Consider the following 19,342-nt stretch of genomic DNA (forward strand, 5'->3'; position numbering starts at 1 on the left):
CCCTTCTGGGGTCGCTGTCGTCGGCGCGCCTCTTGGCGAGGGTGACAACCAAGGTCACGTACGCCATGGCCGCCCGGTTCACCCCTCTCCGTCAGGCGGGCAGTCCCGCCGCCCGCACATGATCGAACACCTCGTCGCCGTCCACCACACCGGTGAGCAGATACGCCTGTGCCTCACCCACATGGAAGTACATCCCGTGCAGCTCGAGCACGCCCTCCCGCAACGCCCGGGCCACCGACTCGTGCGCCCGGAGATGCTCCAGCTGCTGGACCACATTGGTCAGGCAGAGCTGCTCGGCCGTGTCGGCGGGCGCCCGCCCGGCGAGCCGCGTCCAGGGCCGGTCCGTCGCGGCCATCCGCGCCAGACTCGGCAGCCCGTGCCGCAGCCACCGCCTGAGCGGCGTCGGTGCCCCGTCGGGCTCCATGCTCAGCAGCGCCTGCATGGCCCCGCACCCGGAGTGCCCGCACACGGTGATGGAACGCACCTTCAGTACGTCCACCGCGTACTCGATCGCGGCCGCCACCGAGTCGTCCCCGCTCTCCTCGCCGGGCCTCGGCACCAGGTTGCCGACGTTCCGCACGACGAACAGATCGCCGGGACCACTGGACGTGATCATCGACGTGACGAGGCGCGAGTCGGCACACGTCAGGAACAGCTGTGAGGGCTGCTGCCCCTCGCGCGCCAGCCTGGCCAGCTCACCGCGCACCAGCGGCGCGGTGTTCCGCTGGAACGCGCTGATCCCGCGCGCCAGTTGATGCCCACTCGGCTCGACGGCACCCGACGACGACCCCGATTCGACCGAGCTCGACGAGCCGACCGAAACGGACGAACCCGGTGAACCGGCTGAGCCGACGGCACCGCCCGCCCCGCCCGACCCGTTCGACGTCTCCCCCCGCTGCTGCCCGGACTCCGGGACCTCGCACTGATGGTTGCGCCAGGGCGTCCAGGGCCGACAGCGGCAGTCGGAGGCGTTGGCCGGCTCGGCGATGCGGGTTCCCGCGCGGCCGGTCACCTCCACGGTGCCGCCCTGCGCGATGTGCGTGCTCTGCCAGTGCTGCAGTGACTCGTACGCCGCGTGGTCCATGAACGAGCCGTCCAACTCCACGACGACGCTCGCCCCTTGGGGCACGAGGTGCAGGGTCCGGCTGAGCCGGGGCACCGCGAGGAACGTCAACTGCCCTCGTACGTGTACGTAATGGACTCCTCCTGTCTCGTCGTGCCTTTCCTCATGGGTGATCCGGGTACGGGCGAGGCGGTTCAGGGCGACGGTGACGGCGACCGCGACGCCCAGCAACACCCCTTCGAGGACGCCGAGCAGGACGACGCCCAGGGTCGTCACCGCGTAGACCAGGACCTCGCGGTGGCGGGTAACCGTGCGAATGTGGTGCAGGGACACCATCTGGATACCGACGGCCATCACCAGGGCGGCGAGTGAGGCGAGCGGGATCAGCTCCAGGATCGGAACCATCAGCAGCGCGGCGACTACTACGAAAACGCCGTGCAGCATCGTGGAGTTCCGGCTCACGGCACCGGCTTGCACATTCGCCGAACTTCTTACCGCCACGCCCGCCACCGGCAGCCCGCCGAGCACGCCGGACACGACGTTGGCGGCGCCCTGGCCGAGGAGTTCGCGGTCCAGGTCGGAGCGGCCGACGCGGCTCGCCGCCCGGCCGCCGTCGGCACGTCCGGCCAGCAGCTCGGGCCGGGAGGCCGCCAGCTTGTCCACGGCCACCGCGCCGAGCAGCGACTGCACGCTGCACACCAGGGTGGTGGTGAGCACGGCGGCGACGACGCCGAGTGCGGGTCCTTCGGGCAGCCCGGCCAGCGCATGACTGCGCCAGGACGGCAGGTCGACCTTGGGGAGGACCAGCCCGGCGAGCGAGGCGGTGAGAGTAGCGCCGCTGACGGCCACGAGCGCGGCCGGCACCTTGCGTAGCACCTGCCCCGCCCGGCCGGGAAGCCTCGGCCAGGCCATCAGCAGGGTCAGGGTCAACAGGCTCATCACCACGGCGGCGGGGTGCAGCCCGGCCAACTGGGCGGGCAGCGCGCGGAGATTGTCGAGGACCGAGCTCTCCGGCGTACCCCCGAGGACGATGTGCAGCTGGGCGACGGCGATGGTCACGCCGATCCCGGCGAGCATGCCGTGGACCACGGCGGGGCTGACGGCGAGCGCCGTACGGGCCACGCGCAGGCAGCCGAGGCCGAGCTGGGCGAGCCCGGCGAGGACGGTGATGGCACAGGTCGTACGCCATCCGTACCGCTGGATGAGGTCGGCGGTGACGACGGTGAGACCGGCGGCGGGGCCGCTGACCTGGAGCGGGGAGCCGCCGAGCCGGCCGGCGACGAGTCCGCCGACGGCCGCTGCGACCAGGCCGGCCTGGAGCGGGGCGCCCGTGGCGAGGGCGATGCCCAGGGAAAGCGGAAGGGCGATCAGGAAGACCGCGATCGAGGCCGACAGATCGGCGCCCTCGACGCGGAAGCGGCGGGGTGGGGTCGGGGGTGATGGGGGGCTGGGTGGCTGGTGCATGCGCTTCGTCCGAGTCGGGTCGGGGGCGCGAGTGGGGACGCAGGCAGACATGTTTCCCGTCTCCTCCGGGGCAGCGCGGTCGCGGAACAGGTGGTCCCCCGTCGATGGGCGGGGGGCGGGTCGCGGCCGTGGGTCACGGCGTGCAAGTGGCGGGATACTTCAACGCTCGGTAAACGAATCGTAATGCACGGTAAAGGACGTGTATGTATTTTCGGTGCAAATGGGGTAACGAATCACTTCAATGAGTGAAGTGGACTTTTGATCGGCTTGTCGCACTAATTCCTTCTCGGTCCCGTGCGATCTTGACGGCGCCGCGCCCGAAAGTGCCGGCCCGAACGAAGGAAGAGGTGGGCGGACATGGCCGTCACCAAGAGGATCGCCGCGGGCGTCGTGGCCGTCGCGGCCTGCGCCGCGTCACTCGCCGGCTGCGGAGCGGGAGCCACCGGCTCCTCCGGTGCGAAGGAAGGTGCGGGCGGTGCGAAGAAGGCGGCCCCGGCTCCGGCACCCAGGAGCGCGGTCCGGCTGATCGGCGACGGCTCCACCGCGTACACCGGAGCCCAGCCCTACCAGCCCAGGCCCGAGCGCCTGAAGCCCGGCCAGAAGCCGCCGCAGTTCGTCGTCTTCTCCTGGGACGGGGCCGGCGAGGACAGCCAGCGGCTGTTCTCCCGCTTCCGTAAGGTGGCCAAGGCCAACAAGGCGACGATGACGTACTTCCTGAGCGGTGTGTACCTGCTCCCGGAGAACAAGCGCGACCTCTACCGGCCGCCCCAGCACTCGCCGGGCCGCTCCGACATCGGCTTCAACGACGAGCAGGGCATCGCCGACACCGTGAAGCAGCTGCGGCTCGCCTGGCTCGAGGGCAGCGAGATCGGCACCCACTTCAACGGCCACTTCTGCGGCCGAGGGGGCGGAGTCGGGGAGTGGTCGGTGGAGGACTGGAAGAACGAGATCGCCCAGGCGAAACGTTTCGTGAAGTCCTGGAAGACCACCACGGGCATGAAGAAGGCGTCCCCGCTGCCCTTCGACTACGAGAAGGAGCTCGTCGGGGCCCGTACACCGTGCCTGGAAGGACAGAAGAACTTCATGAACGCGGCCCGCGAACTGGGCTTCCGCTACGACACGAGCGGAGTGAACAACCAGCTGTGGCCAGCGAAGAAGCGGGGCCTGTGGGACCTGTCCATGCAGCTCGTCCCGATGCCCGGCCACCGCTTCGAGACGCTGACCATGGACTACAACTTCTACATGAACCAGTCTGGGGCACGCGCGGGCGACAAGGGCCGGCACGAGTTCTGGGGCGACCAGTACCGCGACGGCCTCCTCAAGGGCTTCGAGCGCGCCCATGAGGGCAACCGGGCCCCACTGCTCATCGGCAACCACTTCGAGTCCTGGAACGGCGGCGTCTACATGCGTGCCGTCGAGGAGGTCGTCGAGCGGGTCTGCACGAAGCCCGACGTGCGCTGTGTTTCCTTCCGGCAGCTCGCCGACTGGCTGGACGCGCAGGACCCGCAGACCCTGGCGAAGTTGCGCACGCTGGGGGTTGGTGAGGCGCCGAAGGGCGGGTGGGCGACGTTTTTGGCGGGTCAGGCGGGGCCGGCGCCGAAGGGGGTGCCAGGCGCTGCGCGGTAGGTCCGTCGGGGGTGTGGGGTGGCGGGGTCGTTCGTTGGGCGCGGCGTGGTGGGGACTGGGCGCGCGGTTCCCCGCGCCCTGTCGGGGGCGCTTTGCGCCCCGACAAATGTGGTCGCCGTCAGACGGCTGTTGCCGTCATCTGTTCGGTCAGGACGTAGTCGGGGTCGATCTGGGCCGCCAGGTCGACTCCGGTGCGGGCGTTGGCCCAGGAGTGGGCGTTTTTCAGGTGGAAGTGGACCATCTGGTGGGTGTAGCGCTCCCAGTCGCGCAGCTCGTACGTGGCGTCGACGGCCGTCCGCAACCTCTGCAGGGAGCGGTGGTTGGTGTCCTCCAGGTGTTCGAACCGAGTGAGCCGACCCTTCTCCATGGCGCGCACCCAGTCCGAGTGGCCGACCGTCTCCAGGAGGTCGTCGCCTACTTCGGCGCGGAGGAAGTCGACGTCGTCCTGGCTCTGCACCTTGTTGCCGACGACCTTCAGGGCGACCCCGAAGTCCTGGGCGTACTCCTTGTACTGGCGATAGACGGAGACTCCCTTCCGGGTCGGTTCGGCGACGAGGAACGTGATGTCGAAGCGGGTGAACAGGCCGGACGCGAAGGAGTCCGAGCCCGCGGTCATGTCGACGACGACGTACTCACCCGGGCCGTCGACGAGATGGTTCAGGCACAGCTCCACCGCGCCCGTCTTGGAGTGGTAGCAGGCCACTCCGAGATCGGCCTCGGTGAACGGGCCGGTGACCATCAAACGGACGGCGCCCCCGTCGAGTTCCACCGGCCGCGCGCAGGCGTCGTACACCGGATTGGTCTCCTGGATCCGCAGCAGACGCGAGCCCCCGCCGGGCGGGGTCGTCTTGATCATCGCGTCGGCGCAGGCGATGCGCGGGTTCGAGCCGCGCAGGTACTCCTTGATCAGATCCATCCGCTCGCCCATCGCGGGCATCGCGGCGGCTTCGGAGTCGTGGAGGCCGAGCGCGGCGCCCAGGTGCTGGTTGATGTCGGCGTCGATGGCGAGGACCGGCGCCCCGGAGGCTGTGAGGTGGCGGACGAACAGCGAGGACAGCGTGGTCTTGCCGCTGCCGCCCTTCCCGACGAAAGCAATTTTCATGTTCACTAACGGTAGTGGAGCGAACGCCGAACGTGTCCAGGGGGCGTGAGGAAGTCCACTCCTTCGTGGGTGGGGGGCATGTGCCCCGGAGTGCGTAGGGTCGTACTCATGAGTACGACAGGCGCGACCGCCGACCCGCTCGCGGCCCTGGGAGCACTGCCCGGGGTGGCCGACTCCGTGGAGTCCGTGCGCAAGGCCGTGGACCGGGTTTACGGGCATCGCATCATGCGGCGACGCAGCAACGAGATCACCGGTGAGGCGGCTCTGCGCGGTGCGCGCGGCTCCGCGGCCCTCTCCGGGGCGGACTGGGCTCTGGAAGAGGTGCGCCGGCGTACCGACTTCAGTGGGGACGACGAGGCCCGCGTCATCGGCGCGTCACTCCGGCTGACCGCGGAGGCGGGCCAACTCCTCTCCATCTGGCGCCAGTCGCCGCTGCGCGTGCTGGCTCGGCTCCATCTGGTCGCCGCCGCGGGGACGGGCGAGGAGGTGGGGCGCCCGCGCCAGGACGGCGAGCCGGTCGACGAGCCGACGATCGAACTGCCGCTGCCGAGCGCGGCCGAGGTGTCCGGACGGCTGGAGGGGCTCGCGGAGCTGATCATCGCGGGCGGTTCGGCTCCTGCCCTGGTCACGGCCGCCGTCGTGCACGGCGAACTCCTGGCGCTGCGCCCGTTCGGTTCCCACAACGGCCTCGTCGCGCGCGCGGCCGAGCGGATCGTCCTGGTCGGCAGCGGGCTCGACCCGAAGTCCGTCTGTCCGGCCGAGGTCGGCCACGCCGAACCGGGCCGCGCGGCCTATCTGTCGGCGCTCGACGGCTATGTCTCCGGTACCCCGGAGGGCATGGCGGCCTGGATCGCCCACTGCGGCCGGGCGGTCGAACTGGGCGCGCGTGAATCGGTGGCCGTGTGCGAGGCGCTGCAGCGCGGAGCGGCTTAGGAATAGCGGCACAAGAGAAGCGAGGGAAGCGAAAAGGCCCTCCACGGAGGGCCTTCAACGGGTTGCGGCGGTACGAGGATTCGTACCGCCGCCAGCATGTTCACCCGGTTACCAAGCGTCCTCGGATTTTTGCCCATCAGGTCGGGAACTCTGCCCGTGGCCTGGTGCGGCTGGCCCGTAATCGACGGGTCGACGTCGCGTGGGTGCCCGGTGTTCATGCGCGGTCCGTGGGCCAAATGCGTTATAAGGTGATCCTTTCGGATGTCCTTGGTCTCGCGGGCCGTTAAGTCCTTTCTACTCCAGGACCGGAGTAAGCGGAAGGCCTGGCTGTACTTCTTTACTTTTATGATCAAAAGGACGGTAAACGGGCGCGGAGATCACGCGACCGAGGGGCGACGCCTGCTCGCGTACCAGACGAGACCCGCCGTGGCGGCTGCCGCGCCTATCGCGGCGGCGGCTACCAGAGCCGGACGCGGCGGTACGGAGAGGGCGGGCAGGCGCTGCTTCAGCCGGACCGGGCGGTGGAAGTCGAGGATCGGCCACCCGCGGGCGACCGCTTCCCGGCGCAGTGCGCGGTCCGGGTTCACGGCGTGCGGATGGCCGACGGAGGCCAGCATGGGGACGTCGGTGACGCTGTCGCTGTAGGCGTAGCAGCGCGCGAGGTCGTATCCCTCGGACTCGGCCAGCCCCTTGATCGCCTCGGCCTTCGTCGGTCCGTACGCGTAGTACTCCACCTCGCCCGTGAAGCAGCCGTCGTCGCCGACGACCATGCGCGTGGCCACGACTCGGTCCGCGCCGAGGAGGTCGCCGATCGGCTCGACGACCTCCGCGCCCGACGTGGACACGATCACCACATCACGGCCGGCGGTGTGGTGCTCCTCGATGAGGGAGGCCGCCTCGTCGTAGATGATCGGGTCGATCAGGTCGTGCAGGGTCTCGGCGACGATCTCCTTGACCTGCTGGACGTTCCAGCCGCGGCAGAGCGCGGACAGATACTCGCGCATGCGCTCCATCTGGTCATGATCAGCACCGCCCGCCAGGAAGACGAACTGGGCGTATGCGGTACGCAAGACGGCCCGGCGGTTGATCAGACCGCCTTGGTAGAACGACTTGCTGAACGTGAGCGTGCTCGACTTCGCAATGACCGTCTTGTCCAGGTCAAAGAAGGCGGCTGTGCGGGGCAAGGAGTGGTTTTCCACGAGGCAGAGCATATGCGCCCGCCATTCGGCGTAAGCTGGGGCGCGTGGGTTTGCCTGAGAGGGCTCTCGGGTACACCATGGAAGTCACGGATCGTTCGCGACCGTGCTAACCCGGTCCGGCTCCTCCCCCCCCGAGTCGAACCGTGGGGACGACCCCCGCTCTCCCCCCCGGCGGGGGTCGTCGCATGTCCGGGTGGGTCTCTTCCCCTTCGCACTCTCAGTTTCAGCGGCCGTGTGGCCGGACGAGGCGGCTCCGGCCGCCTTTTTTGCATGCCCATGATCTGTCACCGCGCGTAGCTGAAGCGATGCTCTGTGGAAAGTCGAACGGTACTCACCTGTTCGGGTGACGGCGATATTCACAACCACCGAGTTGTCCACAGATATCGACCAAGATCCACACGATTTCCGGGTTCGTTGCACCGTGATTCCAACGCGGCCCGCCTCGCGGCGAGTTCGTGGCCGGAACCGATTGTCGGGCGCGTTTGGCCGGATTCCGTCGGCCGTCAAAATGCGAAGGGGGACGGAAAACATGGCGGGAGCCATCACACACGACAACGAACAGCCCGCGGCCGAGGGACGGCAGAGCGGACCGCTGATCGTCACCGAGGACGCCGACCTGCTCGACGACCTGCTGCGCCTGTGCGCGGCGGCCGGTGCCACTCCCGAAGTGCACCACGGGGTGCCCGAGCAAGGCGGCGGCTGGGAGGCCGCCCCACTCGTCCTGGTCGGCGACGACGCCGTACGGCGGGTGCGTGGGGCTGCGCGGCGACGGGGAGTGGTGCTCGTAGGGCGGGACCAGGACGACTCAGGGGTCTGGCGGCGGGCCGTCGAGATCGGCGCCGATCACGTCCTGATGCTGCCCGACGGCGAGCAGTGGCTCGTCGACCGGATCGCCGACGTCGCCGAGGGCGTGGGCAGGCCCGCGCTCACCGTCGGCGTCATCGGGGGCCGGGGCGGGGCCGGGGCGTCCACGCTGGCCTGCGCGCTCGCCGTCACCTCCGCCCGCGAGGGCCTGCGCACCCTCCTGGTGGACGCGGATCCGCTGGGCGGAGGGCTCGACGTGCTCCTCGGCGGCGAGACGGCCGACGGACTGCGCTGGCCGGCCTTCGCCGCCTCGCGCGGCCGGGTCGGCGGCGGCGCCCTGGAGGAGTCGCTGCCGAAACTGCACTCCCTGAGGGTGCTGAGCTGGGACCGCGGCGACTGCGTGGCCGTCCCGCCCCAAGCAGTCCGGGCGGTGCTCGCCGCGGCCAGACGGCGCGGGGGCGCGGTCGTCGTCGATCTCCCGCGCCGCATCGACGACGGTGTCGCGGAGGTCCTCGCCCAACTGGACGTGGGGATCCTGGTCGTCCCCGGCGAACTGCGCGCCGTCGCCGCGGCAGGCCGGGTGGCGTCCGCCGTCGGCATGGTCCTGCGCGACCTGCGCGTGGCGGTACGGGGGCCGTACACACCGGGGCTGGACGACCACGAGGTGGCCCGGCTGCTCAACCTGCCCCTGGCGGGCGAGGTACCCGTCGAATCGGCCCTGGCACGCCCGCACGAGGGCAAGGCACCGCCGGGAGCGGCCGCGCGCGGCCCGCTGGCCCGGTTCTGCACGGTGTTCTGGGAGCGGGCGCTGGCCGAGGCAGGTGGCGTATGAACGGCGTGCGCTGGGACGAGGGACCGACAGCGTCCGCCGGACTGCTGGACGGCGTCCGCCAGTGGCTGGCCGAGAGCGGGGCCGAGGCGACACCCGCGCGCGTGGCGCAGGCTCTGCGGGAGCAGGGGCGGGTGCTGGGAGACGCCGAAGTACTGGGCGCCGCTGAGCGGCTGAGGTCCGAACTTGTCGGCACAGGCCCGCTGGAGCCGCTGCTCGCCGACCCGTCGGTGACCGACGTGCTGGTGGCTGCCCCGGACCGGGTGTGGGTCGACCGGGGCGGCGGACTGGAACTGACGGCCGTCTCCTTCCCGGACGCGGGCGCCGTACGACGGCTCGCGCAGCGTCTGGCCGCGGTGGCCGGACGGCGGCTGGACGACGCCCGGCCCTGGGTCGACGCCCGGCTGCCCGACGGGACCCGGCTGCACGCGGTACTGCCTCCGGTGGCCGTGGGCTGCACCTGCCTGTCACTGCGGGTGGTACGGCCGCGCGCGTTCACCCTCGAGGAGCTGATGGCCGCGGGGACGGTACCACCGGGCGGCGACAGAGTCCTGCGGGCGTTGCTCGACGCCCGGCTGTCCTTCCTGGTCAGCGGGGGTACGGGGTGCGGCAAGACCACCCTTCTGAGCGCGCTGCTCGGCCTGGTCGGCCCGGGTGAGCGGATCGTGCTGGCCGAGGACTCGGCGGAGCTGCGGCCCGACCATCCGCACGTCGTACGGCTGGAGACCAGACCCGCCAACCAGGAGGGCGCCGGCCTGGTCACCCTCGAGGACCTGGTGCGGCAGGCGCTGCGGATGCGGCCCGACCGGCTGGCCGTCGGGGAGGTCCGAGGCGCCGAGGTCGTGCACCTGCTGGCGGCGCTGAACACGGGGCACAGCGGCTGCGGCACGGTCCACGCGAACGCGGCGGCGGACGTACCGGCGCGGCTCGAGGCGCTGGGTACGGCCGCGGGGCTCGACCGGACCGCGCTGCACAGCCAGTTGGCGGCCGCGTTGTCAGTGGTCCTGCATCTCGTCCGTGACCGGGCCGGGCGGCGCCGGATCGCCGAGGTGCATGTGCTGGAGCGGGATCCGTCGGGGCTGGTGGTGACGGTTCCGGCGCTGCGGTGGGGCGAGGAGGCCTTCGCGTACGAGCGGGGGTGGGAGCGGCTGCGAGGGCTGCTCCGGGCCGGCGGCGACAAGGGCCAGGGGAGTGGACAGGCGTGACAGGGACGGGAGAGCTGGCGATGGGTGTGGCCGTGGTGTTCGCGGGGGCGGTCTGCTGGCTGCTGGGCGGGCGGTATCCGGGGGCGCGGCGGGCGGAGTTGCTGCTCGCCGGGGGCGGGGCTGTGGGGGCCGGGCCTCCACTGTGGGCACGGGCCGCCGGTGAACTGCGGCGCCTGCGGCGGAGGTTGCGGGCCGAGTGGTGGTCGGTGGCCGTCGGACTGGTGGTGGCGCTGCTGGGTGCCTCCGTCGTACCGGCGGTGGTGGGCGCGGCCGGGGTGCCGTTGCTGCGCAGGGTGCGGCGGGCCGGTGAGGTGCGGCACGCGCGGGAGCGGCGGGGTGACGAGGTGATCGCGCTGTGCGCGGCGCTCGCCGGTGAAGTGCGCGCCGGACGGCAGCCGGGGGAGGCGCTGCTGCGGGCGGCACGCGACTCCGGCGGCCTCGGGGAGGCACAGGCGTCGGTGCTGGCGGCCGCGCGGTTCGGCGGCGACGTACCCGGGGCGCTCGCCGGGGCGGCCCGACAACCGGGCGCGGAGGGGCTGTTGGGCCTCGCGGCGTGCTGGCGGGTGGCTGTCGACCAGGGCGCGGGCCTGGCGGCCGGGCTGGACCGCCTCGAAGGGGCCCTGCGCGCCGACCGTGACCAACGCGCCGATCTGCGCGCCCAGTTGGCGGGCGCCCGGTCGACGGCGGTGATGCTCGCCGGCCTGCCGGTGCTGGGCCTGGCCTTGGGCACGGCTCTGGGTGCCGACCCCTTGCAGGTCCTGCTCCACACCGGCGCCGGATTGGGCTGCCTGCTGGTCGGTGGGGTGCTGGAGGGCGTGGGGCTGTGGTGGGCGCTGCGGATCGTGCGGGGAGCGGAAGCGGCGTGAGGGCCGGCGGAGTGAGTGAAGAGGGCCGGGTCCGTACGGCTGTCGGGCGTGGCCGGAGAAGGGAGTCGCCGTGAGCGCGGAGGTTTTCCACAGGCTGGGGGCAGTCCTGGGCGTCCTGCTGGCCCTGGGGTGGCTGGTGCGGTGGATCGAGGCGGTACGGCGTGAATGCAGGGTGCGCCGGAGGCTGGCCCGGCTGCTCGAGCTCGAGTCGGAACTGGGGTTGGAGCGGGGACGCGCCGCGGGGGGACGGTGGTTCGGGGCGCGGGAGGTCGGACGGCGGTGGCTGCCCGTGTTGGGCGCGGTGAGCGCGGGGTGGGTGCTGGTCGGCGGTGTGGCCGGAGTCGTGGTGGGGACGGTCGCCGGGTTCGGACTGTGGCGGTGGCGACTGCGGCGGATGGCCGGTGGTCCGGCGGCGGAGGACGTCGACGCGGCCGAGGCGGCACGGCAACTCCCGCTCGCCGCCGACCTGCTGGCCGCGTGCATCGCGGCCGGTGCCGGGCCGGTGATCGCGGCTCAGGCGGTGGGCGAGGCGCTGGTGGGGCCGGTCGGGGAGCGGCTGGCGCGGGGCGCGGCGGAGGTACGGCTCGGCGGTGAACCGGCCGAAGCCTGGCGGAGGTTGGCGTCGATACCGGGCGCCGGCCCCCTGGCGAGCCTGCTGGAGCGGGCCGATGAGTCGGGCGTACCGACGGCCGGACCGGTCGCCCGCATCGCAGCCGACACCCGCGCCGACTGGGGCCGCACCGCGACGGAGCGCGCTCGTCGGGCGGCCGTCATGGTCACCGCGCCGGTGGGGCTGTGCTTCCTGCCCGCGTTCATCGCGATCGGCGTACTGCCCGTGGTGATCGGGCTGGCGGACGGGTTGCTGGGCGGGGGTGGTGGATGACGTCAGCGGTGCCCGAGTCGGGAGCGGGTCATCAACAACGGGTCATAGAGCGGGTTGTCAGTAGTCAGTCAGCAAGAGAACGAGAAACAACGGGAGTTGAGATGTTCGCAGTGGTGCGGGAACGAATGTGTGCCCTGGTGCGCAGGACGCGGGTGGCGCTGGTGGCGCGGCGGGATGCCGGAATGGTGACCTCGGAATACGCCGTCGGGATCATCGCTGCGGTGGCCTTCGCCGCGGTGCTCTACAAGGTGGTGACGAGCGGGCAGGTCGGTTCGGAACTGCAGGCCATCGTGAAGAAGGCCCTCGATGCCAAAATGTGAACGCCGGGGCCCGGAGCGGGATGTGGGGCGGTTTCGGGACCGGGGGTTCGTGACCGCCGAGGCCGCGGTGGTGCTGCCCGCCCTGGTGCTGTTCTCGATGACGCTGGTCTGGGCGCTGCTCGTCGCCGCGGCTCAGATCCAGTGTGTGGACGCGGCCCGGGCCGGTGCCCGGGCCGCAGCCCGGCAGGACCCGCCCGACGCGGTCGCCGAGGTGGCCCGTGAAGCGGCCCCGCGTGGGGCGGAGGTCACCGTCACCAGAGAGGGCGATCTCGTGCGTGTGGCGGTGGTGGCGCAGCCGCCGGGGCTCGGTGGCCTGAGCGTCGATGTGACCCACGAAGCGGTGGCGTTGGCGGAGGAGACGGTGGGGGTGGGGACGTGAAACGCCTGGGAAGGGGGTGGCTCGCCGCTCTCGCCAGAGTTGCCTCCTCTCGCCCTGTCCGCTCCGACCGTGGCTCGGCGACCGTCTGGAGTGTGGGGGCCATCGCCGTCCTGTGTGTGGTGTTCGGGGTGGTGCTGGCCATGGGGCAGGCCGCTGTGGCCCGGCACCGGGCAGCCGCCGGTGCGGATCTGGCGGCGCTCGCGGCGGCGGACCACTGGACGGAGGGCGCCGGGGCGGCCTGCGCACGGGCGGACCGGGTTGCTGCGGCCCAGGGCACCCGGCTCGCTCGGTGCGCACTGGTGGGTGAGGTGTCGGACCTGACGGTGTCGGCGGGACGGGGTCTGTTCGCGGCGGAGGTCAGATCGAGGGCGGGCCCGCCAGGCCCACCGGGCGTACCAGGCCTGCCAGGAACTCCTGGGCCCCTCGGACCCCTTGAGCCTTCGAAGCCGGCTGGGCCGCCCCCGTAAGGCAGCCTCGGCCTCAACCCAGGCCGTCCGGAGCCTCCTTCTCCTCGGGCGCCCCCTGCAGGAGAACCGTCAACAACCGCACCGCCCCCCGCTTGTGCAGCGGATCGTTGCCGTTGCCGCACTTGGGGGACTGGATGCAGGACGGGCAGCCGGCGTCGCACTCGCAGGAGGCGATGGCCTGGCGGGTGGCCGTCAGCCAGGAGCGGGCCGTGTGGAAGGCGCGCTCGGCGAAGCCCGCGCCACCCGGGTGACCGTCGTACACGAAGACCGTGGGAAGGAGGGTGTCCGGATGGAGCGGGACGGAGACACCGCCGATGTCCCAGCGGTCGCAGGTCGCGAAGAGGGGCAGCATGCCGATCGACGCGTGCTCGGCGGCGTGCAGGGCGCCGCCGAGGATCTCCGGGTTGATGCGGGCGGCGTCGAGCTGGTCCTCGGTGACCGTCCACCACACGGCACGGGTACGCAGCGTACGAGGAGGGAGATCGAGCTTTGTCTCGCCCAGGACTTCACCGGTGATGACGCGACGGCGCAGGAAGGAGACGACCTGGTTGGTGACCTCGACGGAGCCGTAGCAGAGGCGGCCGTCGCCCCATGGGATCTCGACGTCGGTCTCCAGGACGGCGATGGACGTGGTGTCGCGGGCGACCGTCGAATACGGCGGGTTCGCCTCCTCGACCAGGGCGACCGAGTCGGCCAGGTCGAGGGAGCGGACGAGATACGTGCGGCCCTGGTGGAGGTGGACCGCGCCCTCGTGCACGGCAGTGTGCGAGGCGCCCGCGTCGACCGTGCCGAGCAGCCGTCCGGTGCCCTCCTCGACGATCTGGACGGGATTGCCGCCCCCGCCCCGGATGTCGGCCAGGTCGGCGGCCCGTTCACGGCGGGTCCAGTGCCAGGCCGTGGTCCGGCGGCGGAGCAGCTTCGCGGCCTCCAACTGCGGGAGCAGAGCGGCGGTCTCGGGGCCGAAGAGCGCCAAATCATCCTCGACCAGGGGGGATTCGGCCGCCGCGGCGCACAAGTGGGGGGCGAGCACGTACGGGTTGTCCGGGTCGAGGACCGTCGACTCGACCGGCTGGTCGAACAGGGCCTCCGGGTGGTGGACGAGGAACGTGTCCAGCGGGTCGTCGCGGGCGACGAGGATCGCCAGCGCGCCCTGTCCGGCCCGTCCGGCGCGGCCCGCCTGCTGCCAGAGGGAGGCGCGGGTGCCCGGGTAGCCGGCGATGACGACGGCGTCCAACCCGGAGACGTCGATGCCGAGTTCGAGGGCGGTGGTGGCGGCGAGGCCGAGGAGGTCGCCGGAGTGCAGGGCCTGTTCGAGGGCTCTGCGTTCCTCGGGGAGGTAGCCGCCGCGATAGGCGGCCACACGTCGGGCCAGAGAGCGGTCGACCTCGGACAGTCGTTCCTGGGCGATCACCGAGATCAGCTCGGCGCCGCGCCGGGAGCGTACGAAGGCCACCGAGCGCACGCCCTGGACGGTGAGGTCGGTCAACAGGTCGGCGGTCTCCGCGGTGGCCGTACGGCGGACGGGCGCGCCCTTCTCGCCGTGCAGGTCGGTGAGCGGGGGCTCCCAGAGGGCGAACACCAGTTCACCGCGTGGTGAGGCGTCGTCGGCGACCTCGACCACCGGGAGGCCCGTCAGACGGCCCGCAGCGACGGACGGCTCGGCGGCCGTGGCGGAGGCGAGCAGGAAGACGGGGGAGGCGCCGTAGCGGGCGCACAGGCGGCGCAGCCGGCGCAGGACCTGGGCGACGTGGGAGCCGAAGACGCCGCGGTAGGTGTGGCATTCGTCGATGACGACGAACTTCAGCGACTTCAGGAAGGAGGACCAGCGGGGGTGGGACGGGAGTATCCCCCGGTGCAGCATGTCGGGGTTGGTGAGGACGTAGTTGGCGTACTGGCGGACCCACTCGCGTTCCTCGACGGGCGTGTCGCCGTCGTACACGGCTGGGCGTACCGCGTTTCCCAAAGGTTGTGAAAGTTCCTTCACGGCTCGTCGCTGGTCTGCGGCGAGGGCCTTGGTCGGGGCGAGGTAGAGGGCGGTCGCTCCACGGCCGTTGGGTGCCTCGGAGCCGTCCAGAAGGCGGGAGAGGACCGGCACGAGGTACGCGAGCGACTTGCCCGAGGCGGTGCCTGTGGCGACGATCACGTTGTCGCCGTCCAGAGCGTGCTCGGCGGCCAGTGCCTGGTGGGCCCAGGGGTGGTCGACCCCGCAGGCCTGGACCGCCGCGATGACCTCCGGGCGAATCCGGTCGGGCCAGACTGCATGGCGGCCCGCACGTGGGGGCAAGTGCTCCGTATGAGTGATGCGCGAAGCCCGGCTCGGCCCCGAGGCGAGCCGGTCCAGGATCGTGCCCGGATCGGGTCGCCCGGCGGCGAAAGCCGAGGGTCGTTCGGATCGGTGATTCTTGGCCATCGGCATCGAGTGTGTCACTGGCGTGACGGACAATGGGCCCAAGGCGTCGTGCACGCCCTGCGGTAAGTGATTGAATGCCATCGCGGCTGGCGAACCGTCCTGGGGACTCTGCCGAGGTGTCCCTTGGGATGACCGCTCGATAGCAAGGTGCTGGAGGATCCGTGGACCTGTCCCTGTCGACCCGTACCGTCGGCGATCGTACGGTCGTCGAGGTCGGTGGAGAAATCGACGTTTATACCGCGCCCAAGCTGCGTGAGCAGCTGGTCGAGCTGGTCAACGACGGGAGTTTCCACCTCGTCGTCGACATGGAGGGTGTCGACTTCCTCGACTCCACCGGGCTCGGCGTGCTGGTCGGCGGCCTGAAGCGTGTGCGTGCCCATGAGGGCTCGCTGCGCCTGGTCTGCAACCAGGAGCGCATTCTGAAGATCTTCCGCATCACCGGTCTCACCAAGGTGTTCCCGATCCACACCTCGGTCGACGAAGCGGTGGCGGCCACCGACTGACGGCCGTTTGTCGGACGCGTGTGCGGTCACCCGTATGCGCGTTCGTGACGGAAGAAGTTAACGCGGGGGGCCCGGGTCTCGGCGACCCGGCCCCCTGACCGCACGCCCGTATTCCGAGGGGGATGCATGGCCACCGTTGAACTCCGCTTCAGCGCGCTGCCCGAGCACGTCAGGACCGCCCGTCTGGTGGCGGCAGCGGTGGCGCGCAGGGCCGGAGTGGACGAGGCCGTACTCGACGAGGTGCGACTCGCCGTCGGCGAGGCCTGCTCCCGTGCCGTCGGACTGCACCAGAGCGGTGGAATCTCGGAGCCCGTGTGGGTGACGCTGACCGAGGAGGAGAAGCTGTTCTCCATCGAGGTCGGCGACGAGGCGCCCCGCTCTGTTCCCGGCGACGCTCCGGGTGACGGCGATGTGGACGTGGATGCCGAGGAGGACGAGATGGGCCTCGCGGTCATCAGCGGCCTCGTCGACGACGTCGAGGTCACCGCTGGGGAGAACGGCGGATCGATCCGCATGAGCTGGCCAACCGTGCCGCCGGCCACGCTCCTCCCCTGAGCTGCTCCTCGACACCACCCCCGTACCACCTCAAGGGCCCTGCTGAGCAGGGCCCTTGTCGTTTTTATCGGCGGCCTCCGGAATTAGTGAAGGTATTCACGATCGAGCGCCCGATAATTTGATCAAGCGCGAATGCGTCTGCGCCATTACGCCATATGGGTCAATGGATCACCCGTCGATCTTCTTTCGATCATTTGCCGAATAGCGAGGGGCGATCTATTCCGTTTCCGCGTACTGTTTTGATCAGCTTGCGGTACCTACAATCCCGTCCACATCTTGAGCTCAGCCCAAGCGTCAAGGAGGACGAATGGCGGGGCTTTCTACCCCTCATCGGTTCGACCAACCCACAACCTTCGCAGCCGCGGTACTGACCGACGACAACCGACTGATCGTGATGGTCATCGGCGTCGTCGCCCTGGCGGCACTCGTGGTCGCCGGGGTGCTGGTGCGCCAGGTGCTCGCGGCAGGCGAGGGCACCGACAGCATGAAGGAGATCGCGAAGGCCATCCAGGAAGGCGCGAACGCCTATCTGGCACGGCAGTTGCGCACGCTCGGCGTATTCGCCGTGATCGTTTTCTTCCTGCTCATGCTGCTGCCCGCGGACGACTGGAATCAGCGCGCCGGACGCTCGCTGTTCTTCTTGATCGGCGCGGCGTTCTCGGCGGCCACCGGTTATATCGGCATGTGGCTCGCCGTGCGCAGCAATGTGCGCGTCGCTGCTGCGGCGCGGGAAGCGACACCGGCGGAAGGCGAGCCGGAAAAGGATCTCACCGACGTCTCGCACAAGGCGATGAAGATCGCTTTCCGTACGGGCGGCGTCGTCGGCATGTTCACGGTGGGCCTCGGCCTGCTGGGCGCGTCCTGCGTGGTCCTGGTGTACGCGGCCGACGCGCCGAAGGTGCTCGAGGGCTTCGGCCTCGGCGCCGCCCTCATCGCCATGTTCATGCGCGTCGGCGGCGGCATCTTCACCAAGGCCGCGGACGTCGGCGCCGACCTGGTCGGCAAGGTCGAACAGGGCATCCCGGAGGACGATCCGCGCAACGCCGCGACCATCGCCGACAACGTGGGCGACAACGTGGGCGACTGCGCGGGCATGGCGGCCGACCTGTTCGAGTCGTACGCCGTGACGCTGGTCGCGGCGCTGATCCTCGGCAAGGCCGCCTTCGGCGACGCCGGACTCGCCTTCCCGCTCCTGGTGCCCGCGATCGGCGTACTCACGGCGATGATCGGCATCTTCGCGGTGGCGCCGAAGCGTTCCGACCGAAGCGGCATGAGCGCGATCAACCGCGGCTTCTTCATCTCCGCGGTGATCTCGCTCGTCCTCGTCGCGATCGCCGTCTTCGTCTACCTGCCGTCGTCCTACGCCGATCTGGACGGGGTCACCGACGCGGCGATCGCGGCCAAGGGCGGCGATCCGCGGATCCTCGCGCTCCTCGCCGTGGCCATCGGCATCGTCCTGGCGGCCCTGATCCAGCAACTGACCGGCTACTTCACCGAGACCACCCGCCGGCCCGTACGGGACATCGGCAAGAGCTCACTGACCGGCGCGGCCACCGTCGTGCTCGCCGGTATCTCCATCGGGCTCGAATCGGCCGTCTACACCGCCCTGTTGATCGGCCTCGGCGTGTACGGGGCGTTCCTCCTCGGCGGTACGTCCATCATGCTGGCGCTGTTCGCGGTGGCACTGGCCGGCACCGGCCTGCTCACCACGGTCGGGGTGATCGTCGCGATGGACACCTTCGGGCCGGTCTCCGACAACGCGCAGGGCATCGCCGAGATGTCGGGCGACGTCGAGGGCGCGGGCGCGCAGGTCCTCACCGACCTGGACGCCGTCGGCAACACCACCAAGGCCATCACCAAGGGCATCGCCATCGCCACCGCAGTCCTGGCCGCCTCGGCGCTCTTCGGGTCGTACCGCGACGCGATCACGACCGCCGCACGCGACGTGGGCGAGAAGGTCGGCGAGGGCGGGCCGATGAACCTCGTGATGGACATTTCGCAGCCCAACAACCTGGTCGGTCTGATCGCCGGCGCGGCGGTCGTCTTCCTGTTCTCCGGGCTGGCGATCAACGCCGTTTCGCGGTCGGCGGGTTCGGTCGTCTACGAGGTGCGGCGGCAGTTCCGCGATCATCCCGGGATCATGAACTACACCGAGAAACCGGAATACGGGCGCGTCGTCGACATCTGTACCAAGGACGCGCTCCGGGAACTCGCCACGCCCGGGCTGCTGGCCGTCCTGGCGCCGATCGCCATCGGGTTCACGCTCGGTGTCGGCGCGCTCGGCGCGTTCCTCGCGGGCGCGATCGGGGCCGGCACGCTGATGGCGGTGTTCCTCGCCAACTCCGGTGGAGCGTGGGACAACGCGAAGAAACTGGTGGAGGACGGCCATCACGGAGGCAAGGGCAGCGAGGCCCACGAGGCGACCGTCATCGGCGACACCGTGGGCGACCCGTTCAAGGACACGGCGGGTCCGGCCATCAACCCGCTGCTGAAGGTGATGAACCTGGTCGCGCTGCTCATCGCGCCCGCGATCGTCAAGTTCAGCTACGGCGACGACAAGAACCTCGGCCTGCGCATCGTCATCGCCGTCCTGGCGATCGCGGTGATCGTGGGCGCGGTGTACGTGTCCAAACGGCGCGGAGTCGCCGGGGGCGACGACACGGAGGAGGCGGAACGGGTGGCCAAGTCGGCTGATCCCGCGGTGGTTTCTTAGCCGGGACCGGAGCGAACCGGC

16 protein-coding genes are annotated in these 19,342 nt (G+C 70.8%); 12 read left to right on the top strand and 4 right to left on the bottom strand.

Annotated features, from left to right (window positions below):
• Nucleotides 1-91 precede the first annotated feature (91 nt).
• Nucleotides 92-2,578, bottom strand: coding sequence for a bifunctional SulP family inorganic anion transporter/carbonic anhydrase (locus tag PV396_RS30190; RefSeq protein WP_319210061.1), 2,487 nt, complete (start codon nucleotides 2,576-2,578; stop codon nucleotides 92-94).
• A gap of 306 nt (nucleotides 2,579-2,884) precedes the next feature.
• On the opposite strand from PV396_RS30190, the gene PV396_RS30195 reads away from it, so the two are divergent.
• Complete coding sequence (locus PV396_RS30195; RefSeq protein WP_319210062.1) at nucleotides 2,885-4,153, top strand: hypothetical protein; 1,269 nt, start codon at nucleotides 2,885-2,887, stop codon at nucleotides 4,151-4,153.
• Between the two features lie 118 nt (nucleotides 4,154-4,271).
• Here the strand turns inward: PV396_RS30195 and PV396_RS30200 are convergent, their stop codons facing one another.
• Nucleotides 4,272-5,255 (bottom strand): ATP-binding protein, encoded by a 984-nt coding sequence (locus PV396_RS30200; protein WP_319210063.1) that lies wholly within the window; start codon nucleotides 5,253-5,255, stop codon nucleotides 4,272-4,274.
• Between the two features lie 108 nt (nucleotides 5,256-5,363).
• On the opposite strand from PV396_RS30200, the gene PV396_RS30205 reads away from it, so the two are divergent.
• Nucleotides 5,364-6,188, top strand: a complete 825-nt coding sequence (locus PV396_RS30205; RefSeq protein ID WP_319210065.1) for a Fic family protein — start codon at nucleotides 5,364-5,366, stop codon at nucleotides 6,186-6,188.
• Nucleotides 6,189-6,565: 377 nt separating this feature from the next.
• Here PV396_RS30205 and PV396_RS30210 read toward each other — a convergent pair whose 3' ends face one another.
• Nucleotides 6,566-7,399, bottom strand: coding sequence for an HAD-IB family hydrolase (locus PV396_RS30210; protein ID WP_319210067.1), 834 nt, complete (start codon nucleotides 7,397-7,399; stop codon nucleotides 6,566-6,568).
• A 517-nt stretch (nucleotides 7,400-7,916) separates the two neighbouring features.
• Between PV396_RS30210 and ssd the strand changes: the two genes are divergently transcribed.
• The 7 genes from ssd to PV396_RS30245 all read left to right on the top strand — a co-directional run bounded on the left by ssd (nucleotide 7,917) and on the right by PV396_RS30245 (nucleotide 13,140).
• A complete protein-coding gene (gene ssd / locus PV396_RS30215) occupies nucleotides 7,917-9,023 on the top strand; it encodes a septum site-determining protein Ssd (protein ID WP_319210068.1) in 1,107 nt (368 codons plus the stop codon).
• Nucleotides 9,020-10,225, top strand: coding sequence for a TadA family conjugal transfer-associated ATPase (locus PV396_RS30220; protein WP_319210070.1), 1,206 nt, complete (start codon nucleotides 9,020-9,022; stop codon nucleotides 10,223-10,225). Before ssd ends, PV396_RS30220 begins: the two co-directional genes overlap by 4 nt.
• Before the next feature lie 20 nt (nucleotides 10,226-10,245).
• Entirely contained in the window at nucleotides 10,246-11,091 is an 846-nt protein-coding gene (locus PV396_RS30225; protein WP_319210328.1) for a type II secretion system F family protein, read from the top strand.
• A gap of 70 nt (nucleotides 11,092-11,161) precedes the next feature.
• Nucleotides 11,162-11,974 carry a type II secretion system F family protein gene (locus PV396_RS30230; RefSeq protein ID WP_319210071.1) on the top strand — a complete coding sequence of 271 codons (813 nt, stop codon included), beginning with the start codon at nucleotides 11,162-11,164 and terminating at the stop codon, nucleotides 11,972-11,974.
• A 101-nt stretch (nucleotides 11,975-12,075) separates the two neighbouring features.
• Nucleotides 12,076-12,294: a DUF4244 domain-containing protein gene (locus PV396_RS30235; protein WP_319210073.1), complete on the top strand. Its 219-nt coding sequence runs from the start codon at nucleotides 12,076-12,078 to the stop codon at nucleotides 12,292-12,294.
• On the top strand, nucleotides 12,281-12,673 hold the full coding sequence (locus PV396_RS30240) for a TadE family type IV pilus minor pilin (protein WP_319210075.1): 393 nt from the start codon (nucleotides 12,281-12,283) through the stop codon (nucleotides 12,671-12,673). The genes PV396_RS30235 and PV396_RS30240 overlap by 14 nt, the downstream gene beginning before the upstream one ends.
• A 5-nt stretch (nucleotides 12,674-12,678) precedes the next feature.
• Nucleotides 12,679-13,140, top strand: coding sequence for an Rv3654c family TadE-like protein (locus PV396_RS30245; RefSeq protein WP_319210329.1), 462 nt, complete (start codon nucleotides 12,679-12,681; stop codon nucleotides 13,138-13,140).
• A 13-nt stretch (nucleotides 13,141-13,153) separates the two neighbouring features.
• Here the strand turns inward: PV396_RS30245 and PV396_RS30250 are convergent, their stop codons facing one another.
• Entirely contained in the window at nucleotides 13,154-15,631 is a 2,478-nt protein-coding gene (locus PV396_RS30250; protein WP_319210077.1) for a DEAD/DEAH box helicase, read from the bottom strand.
• A gap of 80 nt (nucleotides 15,632-15,711) precedes the next feature.
• Here PV396_RS30250 and bldG point away from each other — a divergent pair, with 80 nt between their 5' ends.
• The 3 genes from bldG to PV396_RS30265 all read left to right on the top strand — a co-directional run bounded on the left by bldG (nucleotide 15,712) and on the right by PV396_RS30265 (nucleotide 19,321).
• Nucleotides 15,712-16,053: an anti-sigma factor antagonist BldG gene (gene bldG, locus PV396_RS30255; protein WP_005475923.1), complete on the top strand. Its 342-nt coding sequence runs from the start codon at nucleotides 15,712-15,714 to the stop codon at nucleotides 16,051-16,053.
• Between the two features lie 126 nt (nucleotides 16,054-16,179).
• Nucleotides 16,180-16,608, top strand: coding sequence for an ATP-binding protein (locus tag PV396_RS30260; RefSeq protein ID WP_319210079.1), 429 nt, complete (start codon nucleotides 16,180-16,182; stop codon nucleotides 16,606-16,608).
• Nucleotides 16,609-16,915: 307 nt separating this feature from the next.
• The gene (locus PV396_RS30265) at nucleotides 16,916-19,321 is read left to right on the top strand and encodes a sodium-translocating pyrophosphatase (protein ID WP_319210081.1); all 2,406 of its coding nucleotides are present in this window, start codon (nucleotides 16,916-16,918) and stop codon (nucleotides 19,319-19,321) included.
• Nucleotides 19,322-19,342: the final 21 nt, after the last annotated feature.

It is taken from the genome of Streptomyces sp. ME02-8801-2C (assembly GCF_033793965.1).
Taxonomy (GTDB): Bacteria; Actinomycetota; Actinomycetes; order Streptomycetales; family Streptomycetaceae; genus Streptomyces.

Excerpts from the sequence above, each read along its gene's own strand:
- PV396_RS30190 (WP_319210061.1), bottom strand. The coding sequence starts at position 2,578 with ATGTCTGCCTGCGTCCCCACTCGCGCCCCCGACCCGACTCGGACGAAG.
- PV396_RS30195 (WP_319210062.1), top strand. The coding sequence starts at position 2,885 with ATGGCCGTCACCAAGAGGATCGCCGCGGGCGTCGTGGCCGTCGCGGCC.
- PV396_RS30200 (WP_319210063.1), bottom strand. The coding sequence starts at position 5,255 with ATGAAAATTGCTTTCGTCGGGAAGGGCGGCAGCGGCAAGACCACGCTG.
- PV396_RS30205 (WP_319210065.1), top strand. The coding sequence starts at position 5,364 with ATGAGTACGACAGGCGCGACCGCCGACCCGCTCGCGGCCCTGGGAGCA.
- PV396_RS30210 (WP_319210067.1), bottom strand. The coding sequence starts at position 7,399 with ATGCTCTGCCTCGTGGAAAACCACTCCTTGCCCCGCACAGCCGCCTTC.
- ssd (WP_319210068.1), top strand. The coding sequence starts at position 7,917 with ATGGCGGGAGCCATCACACACGACAACGAACAGCCCGCGGCCGAGGGA.
- PV396_RS30220 (WP_319210070.1), top strand. The coding sequence starts at position 9,020 with ATGAACGGCGTGCGCTGGGACGAGGGACCGACAGCGTCCGCCGGACTG.
- PV396_RS30225 (WP_319210328.1), top strand. The coding sequence starts at position 10,246 with ATGGGTGTGGCCGTGGTGTTCGCGGGGGCGGTCTGCTGGCTGCTGGGC.
- PV396_RS30235 (WP_319210073.1), top strand. The coding sequence starts at position 12,076 with ATGTTCGCAGTGGTGCGGGAACGAATGTGTGCCCTGGTGCGCAGGACG.
- PV396_RS30240 (WP_319210075.1), top strand. The coding sequence starts at position 12,281 with ATGCCAAAATGTGAACGCCGGGGCCCGGAGCGGGATGTGGGGCGGTTT.
- PV396_RS30250 (WP_319210077.1), bottom strand. The coding sequence starts at position 15,631 with ATGGCATTCAATCACTTACCGCAGGGCGTGCACGACGCCTTGGGCCCA.
- PV396_RS30260 (WP_319210079.1), top strand. The coding sequence starts at position 16,180 with ATGGCCACCGTTGAACTCCGCTTCAGCGCGCTGCCCGAGCACGTCAGG.
- PV396_RS30265 (WP_319210081.1), top strand. The coding sequence starts at position 16,916 with ATGGCGGGGCTTTCTACCCCTCATCGGTTCGACCAACCCACAACCTTC.